Raw genomic sequence first — 13262 nt, forward strand, 5'->3', positions numbered from 1 at the left:
ATGGCCCGGCGAATCCGTCTTGACTCAATTCTAACAGCGTTAGATAATTTAACAATGTTAGAATAAATGAGCAAGGGAGAAGCGCCATGCTGATGACGGCTGCGGACTACCGGGAATCCCTGCGCCGCTACAAGCCGCGTGTGTTCGTCAACGGCGCGGCGGTTGCGAGCGTCGCGGACGAGCCGTTGCTGGCGCCGGGCGTGGCGGGCGTCGGCGTGACCTATGATTTCGCGCTGCAGCCCGAGCATGTGCCGATCATGACGGCGCGGCAGGGCACCTCTGGTAAGACCGTCAACCGCATGCTCCACATCAATCGGAGCTCGCAGGACCTGCTCGACAAGCTCGAGGCGGTGCGGCTGGTGTGCAGGACGTCGGGCTGCGCGCAGCGCTACCTGAGCCATGATGCGCTGAACGGTCTCTACCAGGCGACCAGGCTGACCGACGATCGCCACGGCACCGATTACAGCCAGCGCTTCCTCAACTATCTGCACGAGGTGCAGGACCAGGATCTGACGCTCGGCATCGCCATGACCGATGCGAAGGGCGACCGCTCGAAGCGTCCCGGCCTGCAGGCCAATGCGGACGTCTACGTCCATATCAAGGAGCGCCGGCCCGACGGCATCGTGATCCGCGGCACCAAGGCGATCGTGACCGGCGCGCCTTATATGCACGAATTCCTTGTCATGCCGTGCCGCACCCATGTGCCTGCCGACAAGGATTTTGCGGTCTGTTGCGCCGTGCCGGTCGATGCGCCCGGCGTCACCATCGTCGCGCGTCCGGCCGGCCGGCCGGGTGATGCCGCGGCGAAATTCTCGGCCAAGTACGGCCAGTCGGTCGGCGTCGTGATGTTCGATGACGTGTTCGTGCCGCATGATCGGGTGTTCCTCGCCGGCGAGACCGAGGAGGGCGGCTTCCTCACCACGTCCTACGCCACGCATCACCGGCATTCCTGCATCGGCGCCCGTGCCGGCTTCGGCGATCTCTTGATCGGCGCCGGCGCGCTGATGATCGAGGCGAACGGGCTCGATGCCGAGAAGCATGCGCATATCCGCGAGGCGATGGTGGAGCTGATCACCATCACCGAAAGCTTCTACGCCTGCGGCGTCGCCTCCTCGGTCTACTGCACGAAGGATCCGGCGGGCTCGGTGATGCCGGATGCGGTGTTCTCCAACATCGGCAAGCTGCTGCTGGCGACCAAGATCTACGACATGCACCGCGTCGCGCATTACGTCTCCGGCGGGCTGATCGTCGCGCTGCCGGGGCCCGACGAGGATCACAATCCGGAAACGCGCGCCTCGCTTGCCGCTGTCATGGGCGGACGTCCCGATATCCCGGCCGATCAGCGTGCCGAGGTGGCGCGGCTGATCGAGGACCTCACCGTCTCGCACGAAGCCGGCTGGTATTCAGTGATCTCGTTGCACGGCGGCGGCTCGCCGGAGGCGATGAAGCGCGAGATCTGGCGCAACTATCCGGTGATGGAGAAGGCCGAGCTGGTCGAGAATTTGCTCGGCCGCGACCTCGTCGACCAGGGACAACGGGTGTCGAAGCAGCCCGGACGCTGCTGCGCAACCGGCTGCGAGGTGCCGACGCCGTCAGCGGCGCCCATGCTCGGCGATCCAATGCCCTCGTAATAAGGTTGCGAATATATGTCCAGCCGTCATTGCGAGGAGCGGCAGCGACGAAGCAATCCATATCTCCACTTGCCGAAAGATGGATTGCTTCGCTTCGCTCGCAATGACGTGGCGAGATTGCTGCTCAGCTCTTCTGTGTGTAAAGCAGCGGCACCGCGGAATCGACCATCACCTCGATCAGGCTGGTGCCCTGATGCGACAGCGCGCGCTGGTAGGCGCCGGCGAGCTCGGCTGATTTCGTCACCCGCACAGCGTCGCAGCCCAGGCCTTCGGCGAGCTTGGCGAAATCGATGCCGGGCAGATCGAGGCCCGGCACGTTGCGCACCTGCATCACCTGGCTGAACGAGCGCATCGCGCCGTAGCCGGAATTGTTCAGCACGACGACCGTCAGCGGCAGCTTGCGCTGCGCCGATGTCCACAGCGCCTGGATCGAATACATCGCCGAGCCGTCGCCGATCAGGCAAACCGTGCGTCCCTGACGTCGACCGAGCGCCATGCCGACCGCTGCCGGCAGGCTGTAGCCGAGGCCGCCGCTCGCCATGGTGTAGAAGCTGTCCTGGCCGTGCATCGGCATCGCCTTCTGCATCAGCGGGCGATGCGACGGTATTTCCTCGACCAGCGCATCATACGGCCCCATCGCGGCCGAGAGCGCATGCAGCGCGTATTCGGCAGGGATCGGGTCGCCGGCGGCCGGAGCCGGCGGCAGGACACGGCCAGCCGGCGCGGTGCGTTTCGTCTCAAGCAGCATCTCGAGCAGCGCCGTCAGCGCGGGCTTCATGGTCGCGACGATGCTGTGGCCGGTCGGCGTCATCGCGGCGGCGTCCGGATCGTCGGTGATCTGGAAGATCGTGGTCGAACCGTCGAAGATCGCGGCATGGCCCTCGACATGGAAGGTGAAGACCGGCGCGCCGACCACGACGACGAGATCGTGATCGCGCAGCGCATCGGAGAGCTGGCCCGGCGCGGCATGCAGGAAGCCGGCAAACTGTGGATGCCGTTCGGGGAACGAGCAGCGCGCCGAGAACGGGCTGGCCCAGACCGCGGCTTTTGATTTCTCGGCGACCTTCACCATGAGATCGACTGCCTCGGCCCGATCGACGGCCGGGCCGACGACGAGGGCAGGGCGCTTGGCCTCGCCGAGCGCGGCCGCCAGCGCCTGCATAGCGGATGGATCAGGACCGATTTCGCGACTGACCTGGCGCGCGTCGAGCGGCTGCGTCGCATGCGCCCAGTCGTCGATCGGCACCGAGACGAAGGTCGGCCCGCAGGGCGGCTGCATCGCGACATAATAGGCGCGCGCGATCGCGGCGGGCACGTCTTCGGCGCGCGCCGGCTCGACCGCGAATTTCACGTAAGGCCGCGGGAATTCCGAGGCCCGCTCGGCATAGAGGAAGGCCTGCAGCGGCATGATCGAGCGTGCTTGCTGGCCCGCGGTGATCACCAGCGGGGTCTGGTTGCGATAGGCGTTGTAGATGTTGCCGAGCGCGTTGCCGACGCCGGCCGCCGAATGCAGATTGACGAAACCGGCATTGCGCGTCGCCAGCGCATAGCCGTCGGCCATGCCGACGACGGAAGCCTCCTGCAGGCCGAGCACGTAGTCGATGTCGTCGGGCCAGTCGCTCAGGAACGGCAGCTCGGTCGAGCCGGGATTGCCGAACACCTTCTTGATGCCCCATGCGCGAAGCAGGCCGAAGGTGGCGTCCTTGACGGTGACGGTCTTGCCTTTGCTGGCGGCGGGTTTGCGCGAGGACATCGGGCGGCTCCCATTTCTGTCTTGTTACGTTCCGTCATTGCGGGCGGCAAAAGCGGAAAGGCAATCCACCTGTCGATGGATTGCCTGACGATGTCAAGCCGCTGCGCCCATAGTTGCCGCGGCAACGGCTGCAAATTTGCGTAGGCGGCTATCCCGTCATCCTGAGGAGCGCGCTTGCGCGCGTCTCGAAGGATCGACGGCCACGGCGGGGCCGTTCATCCTTCGAGACGCGCTACGCGCTCCTCAGGATGACGGGGTGACTACCTAATTGGCCTTCTGCAGCGCGGCGGTCTGCTTGGCGAGCTGCTTGTCGAAATCCTGCTCCAGCCCGGCCACATAGGTGGCATTTTCGCCCGGCTTGACGAACGGGTTCGGCGCGCCGTCCTTCATCTGCGCCCGCTTGGCCTGCATGGCGTAGACCTCCGGATGCGGCCCGAGCAGCACGTCGACCTTCATCGCCTTGGCCTTGGTGAAGGTCGAGCGGTAGTCGTCGACGATGCCGGGATAGGTCGGACGGCCGACCAGCCGGTTCAGCGCCACCGTTCCGCTGCAGAAGAACAGCACGTTGCGCGCCTGGCTGCCGTCCTTGACCGTGATCTCCCAGCTGGTGCAGCCGGGCGAATGGCCGGGGGTGGTGTGCGCGGTCAGCGTGACATCGCCGAGCGTCACCTTGTCGCCTTCCTTGACGGTGCGGTCGACCTTCACCGGCGTAAAAGCAAGATCGGCGTTGTTCTCGTCGCCCGGATAATAGCCGGCCTCGAGCAGGGGCTTGTCGCGCTCGCCGGCGATCAGTTGCGCACCGGTCTCCTTCTTGATCTCGGCAAAGCCGCCGGTGTGGTCGAGATGGGCGTGAGTGTTGAGGATGATCTTGATGTCGCCCTCCTTGAAGCCGAGCTTGGCGATGTTGTCCTTGATCATGCCGGTCGACTGCTGCATCGCCGTGTCCATCAGGATCAGCCCTTGCGACGTCTTGATGATGTAGACCGCGATCCCGTCAGTGCCCACATAGTAGATATTGTCGATGAGCTGGAACGGCTCGAACGGCGCGGTCCATTTCTTCATGACAACAGCCATGAAGTCCTTGAGCGTCTGTGCCTGCGCACCGGTTGCGATCAGCGTGAGCGCGCACAGCGCGGCTGCGATCGTCCTCATGGTTGCCTCCCTCTTTGTTGTTGTTCGTGCACGGGCGGCACTATGCGTGCTGGCGACGCCGGCCGCAAGCTGCGGACGGCAAGCCGCAGGGCAGGCGGCCGTCCGTCCGGCGCATTCCTGTTCTGCGTTCAGCTCGCGTATTGCGCGATGCCGTGGCCGAACGACCAGTTCTCCTTGGCGACCTCGACGAGGTTGATGACAACATCGTCCGGCCGTCCCTGCAGCTGGCTCTGATAGTCGTCCACGATCCGCTTGTAGAACGCCTTCTTCATCTCGACGGTGCGCCCGGCATTCATGGTGATCTGGATGAAGATGAGGTCGTCGCTGTAGGTGTTGCCGAGATAGTTGTCGGCGTAGTTCAGGTCGCTACGGTCGTGCTCGGTGATGACCTGAAACTTGTCATTCTCGGGCACGTTGATCACCTCGCGCATCGCCTTGTAGACGATCTCGCCAAGGGTCTTGCGATATTCCGCGGGCTTGCCGCGCTTCAGGTCGATACGAACGAATGGCATGGTGGTCTCCTGTGTGATGCGGGGCTCGGCCCCGCGTGATCGGGACGTGCGACGGTGCAAACGGGCATCGTCCGCTTGCGCCGGCGGCGTCGGTGCGTTCAGCGGGCCGCCTTGAAGGCCTCCCAGCGCGCATCGCGCTCTCTCTGATATTTGGGCGTTCGCTCCGCAACCATGTCCGCCCAATACAGCGGCTTGCCGCAGGACTGGCAGACCGGACCGAGCCCGGCCGGCTTGCCGCAGACGAGGTGCGTATAGTTCATCGAAAGACCGTCCCTGGGTGACTTGCACCAGGTCTCGCCCCAGGCGCGCAGGGCAAACATGACGGGGAAGAACGCCGCGCCCTTCTCCGTCAGATGATATTCGTGGCGCAGCGGCCGCTTGTTGTAGACGCGCCGCGTCACCAGTCCGTCCGCCTCCAGCTTCTTAAGCCGCGCGGTGAGCATCTGCGGGGTCGCGCCGGTATGGGCCTGAATCTCCTCGAAGCGATGGTTGCGCGCGAACAGCTCGCGCAGCACCAGCACCGTCCAGCGGTCGCCCACCGCAGTCTCCGCGCGCGCCACCGGACACAGCGTTTGGTCAGCAGGGTTGCCCTTTGGCCTTGCCATCACGTTTTCTTCATCCGGCACTGTTGCTATGATTTTCATAGCAATATGGGCTATCGTCAAGGTGGGTGCAACGGGCTTTTCCGCCCGGTCCCTCACATTTCAAGGAGCGCGCCATGAGTACCGAAAGCAAGAAACCGGGTATCGACATGAAGCTCGAGGTCGTGGTGATCCTCGTGTCCGATGTCGACCGCGCCAAGCGCTTCTATGAAAATCTCGGCTGGCGGCTCGACGCCGATTTCGTCAGGGCGGACGGGTCCCGGGCGCTGCAGCTGACGCCGCCGGGCTCGCCGACCTCGATCCATCTCGACAAGGGATCAGCGCTGCCGCGCTTCCTGATCGTGAACGACATCGAGGCGGCGCGTGCCGACCTGATCGCGCGTGGCGTCGATGTCAGCGAGGTGTTTCATCGCGGGGCGGCGGGCCGCGTCAAGGGACCCGATCCGGAGCGGCCGAGCTACGGTTCGCTGGCGACCTTCAACGATCCCGACGGCAATGTCTGGCTGCTGCAGCAGGTGACGCAGCGTCTGCCCGGACGCGTCGACGGAATTAGCACGACTTTCACCTCATCGGCCGATCTCGCCGCCGCCCTGCGCCGCGCGGCGGCCGCGCATGGCGAGCACGAGAAGCGGACCGGCGGGCACGATGCGAACTGGCCGGACTGGTACGCCGACTACATCGTGCGCGAACAGGCCGGGAGCCCGCTGCCGGAGTGAAGGATCAAACAGGAGTATCCGTCATGGCGGCGCAATCGATCGCGCAGTTTCGCGAACGGACCGCCGCGCTCGGCGCCAAGGTTGCCGGACGTGGTGTATGCCGGCCGGGTAGGCGGCGTCACGCCTTGAGGCAGGCACCGCGCTCGGACAAAACCTTCTCGGCCTTCGGCGTCAGCTCGTAGAGGTCGCCGTCCTTGGCGACGTATCCCTCCCTGATCAGCCGGTCGACTTCGCCTTGCACGTCGTCGGCGAAGGCAATGGATTGGGCGATGTCGCAGAGAACCGCGACCTGTTCGTCTCTAAGCATGGCGTCCTCCGTCAGGGCGGGGAACGCGCAAGCCGGGTTTCGGTTCCAAGGGGCCGGATGATACACCCGGCTTTCACCCGGTGAGCTGTGGCTCCGGGTGTTGCATCTTACCCATGCCGCGCATCGAGTACCGGCGCGTAGCCACCGCCGTCCCGACGAACATGAGCACAGCGCGGGCCGCGGAAGTGGGCGGGTATGACGAGGCGGCCGCTGTCCGCGGCCTCTGCCAGGATCTTCGTCCTCGTCTCGCGCGCGAGCTGCGGGTCGGCACAGGATGATGTCGACAGATCGGGCTGGAAGATCTGCACCGGATTGTGCACGGCATCGCCGCAAAAGATCGCGCGATGTTGTGCGTAGTCTACCATCAGCCCCATCTGGCCGCTGGTGTGGCCCGGCAGCGGGACCAGCCGCAGGCCCGGTCCCAACTGATGGCCATCGTCGACCAGATCGACACGGCCTGCCTCGACGATCGGGATGACGCTCTGCTCCAGGGCGCGGGCGTGGATCGGCGGAGCACGCCCGGCATCATGCTGCGTCATCCAGTCGGCAAGCTCGCGGCGGCCGAACAGATACCGCGCGTTGGGAAAGGTCGGCTGCCAGCGGCCGTTGTCCTGGTGGGTATTCCAGCCGACGTGATCGACATGCAGATGGGTGCAGAATACGACGTCGATGGCGGCCGGGTCGACGCCGCACGCGCGCAACCGGTCGAGGAAGCCGCTGCCGCGGCGCCGATGCCAGGCCGGAATGTCGGGGATGTCCTTGTGCTCGCCGATGCAAGCGTCGATCAGCAGCGTTCGGCCGCCGGTTCGCACCACAAAACTCTGGATCGCGTGTTTCGCGACGCCCCGGGCGAGGTCGATGAACACCGGCTCCAGCGTGGCACGATGCGCTTCGATCAAGCCGCGATCGTATCCGGGCAGGAATTCGGCGAGCGGAAGGCCGAAATCGTCGTCGTCGACGATGACGTCGACGGTCGCGTCGCCGATCGCAAATCGCATGACCGCTCCTTCCCGGAGAACCGTGCATCCCAACGCGCGGTCACTATGCAGGGTGGCGCCGTCGATCGCAAGTTGGTGAACGGCTATCAGACCATGCCGCGCAGCAGGCCGAGCAGGCGGCCGCACTCATCGTCGGTGCCGACCGTGATGCGCAAAAAGTCCTCGATCCGCGGCTTCTGGAAATGCCGCACCAGCACGCCGCGCTCGCGCAACCTCGCGGCGAGATCGGCGCCGCGATGGCTGGGATGGCGGGCGAACACGAAATTCGCCTGCGACGGCAGCACCTCGAACCCCAGCTCAATGAGGCTGCGGACCAGCGCCTCTCTGCTCCTGATGATGTGTTGCCGCATCTCCTCGAACCACGCCTCGTCCTCGATGGCGGCGACCGCGCCGGCGATCGCGAAGCAGTCCAGCGGATAGGAGTTGAAGCTGTCCTTGACGCGCTCCAGTGCCTCGATCAGCGGGCGTTGGCCGATGGCGAAGCCGACGCGCAAGCCGGCCAGCGCGCGCGATTTGGAGAGCGTCTGGATGACGAGCAGATTGTCGCGGCGCGCGACCAGCGGCACGGCGCTCTCGGCGCCGAAGTCGACATAGGCCTCGTCGACCACCACGAGCCGGTCGGGATGCTCGGCGAGCAGCGACTCGATCGCGGCGCGCGGCAGCGCGGTGCCGGTCGGTGCGTTGGGGTTGCACAGCAGGATTGCGCTGCCGGGCCGCCGGTAGTCGGCAAGCTGCACGCGCATCGCGGCGTCGAGCGGCACTTGCTCGCAGCTGACGCCATAGAGGCGGCAATAGACCGGGTAGAAGCTGTAGGTGATGTCGGGAAACAGCAGCGGCGCGTCGTGCTTCAGCAGCGCCGGGAAAGCGTGGGCCAGCACCTCGTCCGAGCCATTGCCGACGAACACCTCGCCCGCCGTGACGCCGTAACGCCTCGCGATCGCCTCGCGCAGCGCGGTTGCGCGCGGATCAGGGTAGAGCCGCAGGCGATCCGTGGTCGCTGTGATCGCCGCCACCGCGCGTGGCGACGGCGGGTAGGGATTTTCGTTGGTATTGAGCTTGATGAGGCCGTCGATCTTCGGCTGCTCGCCGGGCACGTATGGCGACAGATTGTGGACGACCGAACTCCAGAAGCGACTCATGATCTGCGATCCAGGGATGAACGCGATCACAATAAGGAATACGAGGCGCTGATGAAAGCGCCTCTTTATTCCCTCGCATTATGACACGCGTCGTGCTCGCGCGTTACCAGGTCGCCGTGCCCTTCATGGTCGGCTGGCCCTCTGCATTCGCGGTCCACAGCTCCATGCCGCCGTCCTTGTCGCTGGCATTGATCGAGAACTCGCTGCCCTCGAACAGCGGCTGCACGCCGCGATAGGCGAGCTTCTTCGGCGGCTTGCCGCCGCGCAGCTTGGCGCCGAACTCGACGATGAAGGAAGCCTGCAGCGGGCCGTGGAAGATCAGGCCCGGATAGCCCTCGACCTTGGTGACGTAGTCGCGGTCGTAATGAATGCGATGGCCGTTGAAAGTCAGCGCCGAGTAGCGGAACAAGAGCACCGGGTCGGAGACGTGGCTCTCGCGATGCTGCGCGACCGGCGGAGGCGGCGGCGCCTTGGCGGGCGCAGCGCCCTGCGTGCTCGTAATCTCGCGATAAACGATGTCCTGCCGTTCGCGCACCGCAAGGCCGCGCGACGTCGTCACCTCGTGATTGACCGAGACGAAGCACAGCGTGCCGGTCGAGCCCGATTTGACCGTGACGTCGACGATCTTCGAGGTGCGTTTGGCCTCATCGCCGATGCGCAAGCTGTCGAAGAATTCGAGCTCGCCGCCGGCCCACATCCGCCGCGGCAGCGGCACCGGCGGCAGGAAGCCGCCGCGGGTCGGGTGGCCGTCGGGGCCAAGCTGCGACATCGGAAACACCGGCTGCGCCAGGCACCAATGCGTGGTCCACGGCGCGGCGTCACCGGCCTTCGGCTCGCCGATCTCCTGGAACAGCGTCGCGCGCAGCCCCATCACGAGATATTTGGTGACGACGTCGGAGGCCTCCGTGGTCTTGCCAATCCACTGGCGGAGATGATCGAGGTCGAGTTTGTCGCTCATGATTGTGTTGCCCGGGCAGGAGGGATTTCAGGAACGTCTGGTGCGCTCGCCGATCGCGGGCACCTTGCCGTAGTGCCTGTCCTCGCCGACCACGATCGCGGCCGGCGCCGGATAGCTGACCTTGCCGTTCGGCGTGTCGACCTCGACGCGGCGCAGATGCGGATGTTTCGCGAGGTCGTCCATGCTGTTGACCTCGGCAAAGGCGATGTCGGCCTCGGCAAGCTTCGCCAGCAACTCCTCGCGCGTCAGCTTGCCGAAGCTGTCGCTGACGATCTGGTCGGTAACGGCGCGGTTGCGCACGCGCTCGACCATATTGGCAAAGCGCGGATCGTCAGGCAGGCCGGGCTGGCCCAGCACCTTGGCGCAGAGCGTCTTCCACTCGCGCTCGCTCTGGATCGAGATCAGGATCTCCTTGCCGTCCTTCGAGCGGAACACGCCATAGGGCGCGATCGAGGGATGGGCGAGGCCGATCCGCTTCGGCGACTTGCCGTCCTCGGCATTGAGCAGCGGCACGGTGAGCCAGTCGGCCATCACGTCGAACATCGAGATCCGGATGTCGGCACCGTCTCCGGTGCGACCGCGGCCGATCAGCGCCTCGAGGATCGCGGCATGCGCGGTGGCGCCGGTTGCGACGTCGACGATCGACATGCCGACGCGCGAGGCGCCTTCCGGGCCGCCGGTGATCGAGGCGAGGCCGCTTTCGGCCTGGATCAGGAGGTCATAGGCCTTGCGGTCGGCATAGGGGCCGGTGTCGCCATAGCCCGTGATCGTGCACATGATCAGCTTCGGATAATCCTTGCGCAGCCGCTCGCGCGAGAAGCCGAGCTTGTCCATCGAGCCCGGTTTGAGGTTCTGCAGCAGCACGTCGGCACCGGCGATCAGCTCTTCCAACTGCGCGCGGCCTTCCTTGGTGGCGAGGTCGACCACGGCGGAATCCTTGCCGCGGTTCAGCCAGACGAAATAGCTGCTCTGGCCCTTCGCCGCGGCGTCGTAGCCGCGGGCGAAATCGCCCTCGGGCCGCTCGATCTTGATGACATGGGCGCCGGCGTCGGCGAGGCGTGACGAGCAGAACGGCGCGGCAACCGCCTGTTCGACGGCGATGACGGTCAATCCCTCAAGCGGCAGCATGATCAAGCAACTCAGTAGGAGCGGGGCATGCCGAGCACGTGCTCGGCGACGTAGGACAGGATCAGATTGGTCGAGATCGGCGCCACTTGGTAGAGCCGGGTCTCGCGGAACTTGCGCTCGACGTCGTATTCCTCGGCAAAGCCGAAGCCGCCATGGGTCTGCACGCAGGCATTGGCCGCTTCCCAGGAGGCATCGGCCGCCAGCATCTTGGCCATGTTGGCCTCGGCGCCGCAATCGAGACCGGCTTCATATTTGCGGGCGGCTTCCTTCACCATCAATTCGGCCGCGCGCATCGAAGCGTAGGCCTTGGCGACCGGGAACTGGATGCCTTGATTCTGCCCGATCGGCCGCCCGAACACGCTGCGCTCCTTGGCGTAGTTGGTCGCCTTGGCGATGAACCACTTCGCGTCGCCGACGCATTCGGCCGCGATCAGGATGCGCTCGGCGTTCATGCCGGACAGGATGTAGCGGAAACCCTTGCCTTCCTCGCCGATCAGATTCTCCGCCGGCACCTTCATGTCGGTGAAGAACACTTCGGTCGTGGCGTGGTTCATCATGGTGCGGATCGGGCGGATCTCCAGCCCCTTGCCCTTCACCTCGCGCATGTCGACGATGAATACCGAGAGACCGTCGGTGCGCTTCTTCGACTGCTCCTTCGGCGTGGTGCGCGCGAGCAGGACCATCAGGTCGGAATATTCGGCGCGGCTGGTCCAGATCTTCTGGCCGTTGACGACGTAATGGTCGCCCTCGCGGCGCGCGAAGGTTTTTAGCGACGAGGTATCGGTGCCGCTGGTCGGCTCGGTGACGCCGAACGCCTGCAGCCGCAACTCGCCGGTCGCGACCTTCGGCAGATACTTCGCCTTCTGCGCGTCGTTGCCGTGCCGCAGCACGGTGCCCATCGTGTACATCTGGGCGTGGCATCCGCCGCCATTGCAGCCGGCGCGCTGGATCTCTTCCAGGATCGCCGCCGCCGCCGACAGCTTCAGGCCGGCGCCGCCATATTCCTCGGGGATCAGCACCGAGAGATAGCCGGCCTCCGTCAGCGCATCGACGAATTCCTTCGGATAGGCCATCTGGCGATCGAGCTTGCGCCAGTATTCGCCGGGAAACTGCGCGCAGAGCTTTGCCACCGCGTCGCGGATGTCGGAATGGTCGTCGGTGTGTTGATCGTGTGCGGTCATTGTTTCGTCTTGCCGAGAGGTTGCGCCAGAGCGTGTTCGAGCGAAGCGGAAATCGGTTCGCGTGAAGAAAACGCCCGCTGTTGTGGGGCCCCGGTAAACTCCCTATGCTGTTTTGTTATAGCGTATGAACCTGCCTTCCAGGATTGGCAAGTATGGATTTCCGCCAGCTTAGGACCTTTGCGTGCGTCGCGGAACTCGGGAGCCTGAGCAAGGCATCCGATACCCTGCGGGTCGCGCAGCCGGCGCTGAGCCGGCAGATCAAGCTGCTGGAACACGAGCTGCGCACCGAATTGTTCACGCGCAACGGCCGCGGCATGGTGCTGACCGATGCCGGCCGGCTGCTGCTGGCGCGCACCAGCGGTATCGTGCGGCAGATCGACCAGATCCGCGACGACATCCAGTCCGCGGGCGGTGCACCGTCCGGGCGCGTCGTGCTCGGGCTGGTGCCGACGGTGAGCTGCGTGCTGTCGGCGCGGCTGGCGCGGCGCACGGTGGAGCGCTATCCCGGCATCTCGCTCTGCATCGTCGAGAGCTACAGCGGCCATCTGATCGAGTGGCTGCATCGCGGCGAGATGGACCTTGCCGTGATCTACGGCCCGTCGGTCGATCTGCATCTGGCGGTGCAGAGCCTCGGCCGCGACAGCATCGTCGCGGTCGGCCCACGCGGCAGCGGGCTGAAGCCGAAGAAGCAGGTCGACTTCGGCTGGCTGATGCGCCAGCGCCTGGTGCTGCCAAGTCACTCGCACGGCCTCCGTGCGCTGCTCGAACATGCCGCGGCGAAGAAGAAGATCGATCTCGACGTCAAGCTCGAGGCGGATTCGTTTCGCGTGCTGACCAGCCTGGTCGAGGAGGGGCTCGGATACACCTTGCTGCCGCCGTCCTCGGTGCGCGCCGAGGTAGCGGAGGGCCGGCTTGAGACCGCCGCCATCGCGCGGCCGGCGCCGCGGCGCGAGCTGACGCTGGCCTCGCCGGTCGAGCATCCCGGCTCCAACGCGATGACGCTGGTCGCGAAGCTGTTGCGCGACGAGGTCGCCGCGCTGCGCGCCGAGGGGCTCTGGGATATCCAGCTCGCCTGAGTTCCGTCATTGCGAGGAGCGATAGCGACGAAGCAATCCATCCGTCCGCGAATGCTGCGCGATGGATTGCTTCGCTTCGCTCGCAATGACGGGGTCGCACGCATTCTGC

13 protein-coding genes are annotated in these 13262 nt (G+C 65.5%); 3 read left to right on the forward strand and 10 right to left on the reverse strand.

Annotation, left to right across the window (positions count from 1 at the left end):
• Nucleotides 1–86 precede the first annotated feature (86 nt).
• Nucleotides 87–1631, forward strand: coding sequence for a 4-hydroxyphenylacetate 3-hydroxylase family protein (locus tag ACVIYL_RS18675; RefSeq protein ID WP_456779414.1), 1545 nt, complete (start codon nt 87–89; stop codon nt 1629–1631).
• Nucleotides 1632–1755: 124 nt separating this feature from the next.
• Here the strand turns inward: ACVIYL_RS18675 and mdlC are convergent, their stop codons facing one another.
• The 4 genes from mdlC to ACVIYL_RS18695 form a co-directional block, all read right to left on the reverse strand.
• On the reverse strand, nt 1756–3384 hold the full coding sequence (gene mdlC / locus ACVIYL_RS18680) for a benzoylformate decarboxylase (protein ID WP_456779415.1): 1629 nt from the start codon (nt 3382–3384) through the stop codon (nt 1756–1758).
• A gap of 264 nt (nt 3385–3648) precedes the next feature.
• A complete protein-coding gene (gene blaBJP / locus ACVIYL_RS18685; RefSeq protein ID WP_456779416.1) occupies nt 3649–4536 on the reverse strand; it encodes a BJP family subclass B3 metallo-beta-lactamase in 888 nt (295 codons plus the stop codon).
• Between the two features lie 128 nt (nt 4537–4664).
• The gene (locus ACVIYL_RS18690; RefSeq protein ID WP_225160548.1) at nt 4665–5048 is read right to left on the reverse strand and encodes a tautomerase family protein; all 384 of its coding nucleotides are present in this window, start codon (nt 5046–5048) and stop codon (nt 4665–4667) included.
• A gap of 98 nt (nt 5049–5146) precedes the next feature.
• Entirely contained in the window at nt 5147–5653 is a 507-nt protein-coding gene (locus ACVIYL_RS18695; protein WP_092090099.1) for a winged helix-turn-helix transcriptional regulator, read from the reverse strand.
• A 113-nt stretch (nt 5654–5766) separates the two neighbouring features.
• On the opposite strand from ACVIYL_RS18695, the gene ACVIYL_RS18700 reads away from it, so the two are divergent.
• Entirely contained in the window at nt 5767–6366 is a 600-nt protein-coding gene (locus tag ACVIYL_RS18700; protein WP_456779417.1) for a VOC family protein, read from the forward strand.
• A gap of 118 nt (nt 6367–6484) precedes the next feature.
• On the opposite strand, the gene ACVIYL_RS18705 is transcribed toward ACVIYL_RS18700, so the two are convergent.
• The 6 genes from ACVIYL_RS18705 to ACVIYL_RS18730 all read right to left on the reverse strand — a co-directional run bounded on the left by ACVIYL_RS18705 (nt 6485) and on the right by ACVIYL_RS18730 (nt 12077).
• Nucleotides 6485–6673 carry a Rossmann-fold NAD(P)-binding domain-containing protein gene (locus ACVIYL_RS18705; RefSeq protein WP_038386258.1) on the reverse strand — a complete coding sequence of 63 codons (189 nt, stop codon included), beginning with the start codon at nt 6671–6673 and terminating at the stop codon, nt 6485–6487.
• Between the two features lie 107 nt (nt 6674–6780).
• Nucleotides 6781–7671, reverse strand: a complete 891-nt coding sequence (locus ACVIYL_RS18710) for an MBL fold metallo-hydrolase (RefSeq protein WP_456779418.1) — start codon at nt 7669–7671, stop codon at nt 6781–6783.
• Nucleotides 7672–7757: 86 nt separating this feature from the next.
• Complete coding sequence (gene hisC / locus ACVIYL_RS18715; protein ID WP_456779419.1) at nt 7758–8810, reverse strand: histidinol-phosphate transaminase; 1053 nt, start codon at nt 8808–8810, stop codon at nt 7758–7760.
• Nucleotides 8811–8913: 103 nt separating this feature from the next.
• The gene (locus ACVIYL_RS18720; protein ID WP_310880184.1) at nt 8914–9768 is read right to left on the reverse strand and encodes an FAS1-like dehydratase domain-containing protein; all 855 of its coding nucleotides are present in this window, start codon (nt 9766–9768) and stop codon (nt 8914–8916) included.
• A 27-nt stretch (nt 9769–9795) separates the two neighbouring features.
• On the reverse strand, nt 9796–10896 hold the full coding sequence (locus ACVIYL_RS18725; RefSeq protein ID WP_057019286.1) for a CaiB/BaiF CoA transferase family protein: 1101 nt from the start codon (nt 10894–10896) through the stop codon (nt 9796–9798).
• An 11-nt stretch (nt 10897–10907) separates the two neighbouring features.
• Nucleotides 10908–12077 carry an acyl-CoA dehydrogenase family protein gene (locus ACVIYL_RS18730; RefSeq protein WP_456779420.1) on the reverse strand — a complete coding sequence of 390 codons (1170 nt, stop codon included), beginning with the start codon at nt 12075–12077 and terminating at the stop codon, nt 10908–10910.
• 152 nt (nt 12078–12229) lie between these two features.
• On the opposite strand from ACVIYL_RS18730, the gene ACVIYL_RS18735 reads away from it, so the two are divergent.
• A complete protein-coding gene (locus tag ACVIYL_RS18735; protein WP_456779421.1) occupies nt 12230–13153 on the forward strand; it encodes a LysR substrate-binding domain-containing protein in 924 nt (307 codons plus the stop codon).
• Nucleotides 13154–13262: the final 109 nt, after the last annotated feature.

Source organism: Bradyrhizobium sp. USDA 3315, assembly GCF_054056795.1.

What these genes read in the sequence shown, in the direction of transcription:
- ACVIYL_RS18675 (WP_456779414.1), top strand. Translation starts at nt 87, where the DNA reads ATGCTGATGACGGCTGCGGACTACCGGGAATCCCTGCGCCGCTACAAG.
- mdlC (WP_456779415.1), bottom strand. Translation starts at nt 3,384, where the DNA reads ATGTCCTCGCGCAAACCCGCCGCCAGCAAAGGCAAGACCGTCACCGTC.
- blaBJP (WP_456779416.1), bottom strand. Translation starts at nt 4,536, where the DNA reads ATGAGGACGATCGCAGCCGCGCTGTGCGCGCTCACGCTGATCGCAACC.
- ACVIYL_RS18690 (WP_225160548.1), bottom strand. Translation starts at nt 5,048, where the DNA reads ATGCCATTCGTTCGTATCGACCTGAAGCGCGGCAAGCCCGCGGAATAT.
- ACVIYL_RS18695 (WP_092090099.1), bottom strand. Translation starts at nt 5,653, where the DNA reads ATGGCAAGGCCAAAGGGCAACCCTGCTGACCAAACGCTGTGTCCGGTG.
- ACVIYL_RS18700 (WP_456779417.1), top strand. Translation starts at nt 5,767, where the DNA reads ATGAGTACCGAAAGCAAGAAACCGGGTATCGACATGAAGCTCGAGGTC.
- ACVIYL_RS18705 (WP_038386258.1), bottom strand. Translation starts at nt 6,673, where the DNA reads ATGCTTAGAGACGAACAGGTCGCGGTTCTCTGCGACATCGCCCAATCC.
- ACVIYL_RS18710 (WP_456779418.1), bottom strand. Translation starts at nt 7,671, where the DNA reads ATGCGATTTGCGATCGGCGACGCGACCGTCGACGTCATCGTCGACGAC.
- hisC (WP_456779419.1), bottom strand. Translation starts at nt 8,810, where the DNA reads ATGAGTCGCTTCTGGAGTTCGGTCGTCCACAATCTGTCGCCATACGTG.
- ACVIYL_RS18720 (WP_310880184.1), bottom strand. Translation starts at nt 9,768, where the DNA reads ATGAGCGACAAACTCGACCTCGATCATCTCCGCCAGTGGATTGGCAAG.
- ACVIYL_RS18725 (WP_057019286.1), bottom strand. Translation starts at nt 10,896, where the DNA reads ATGCTGCCGCTTGAGGGATTGACCGTCATCGCCGTCGAACAGGCGGTT.
- ACVIYL_RS18730 (WP_456779420.1), bottom strand. Translation starts at nt 12,077, where the DNA reads ATGACCGCACACGATCAACACACCGACGACCATTCCGACATCCGCGAC.
- ACVIYL_RS18735 (WP_456779421.1), top strand. Translation starts at nt 12,230, where the DNA reads ATGGATTTCCGCCAGCTTAGGACCTTTGCGTGCGTCGCGGAACTCGGG.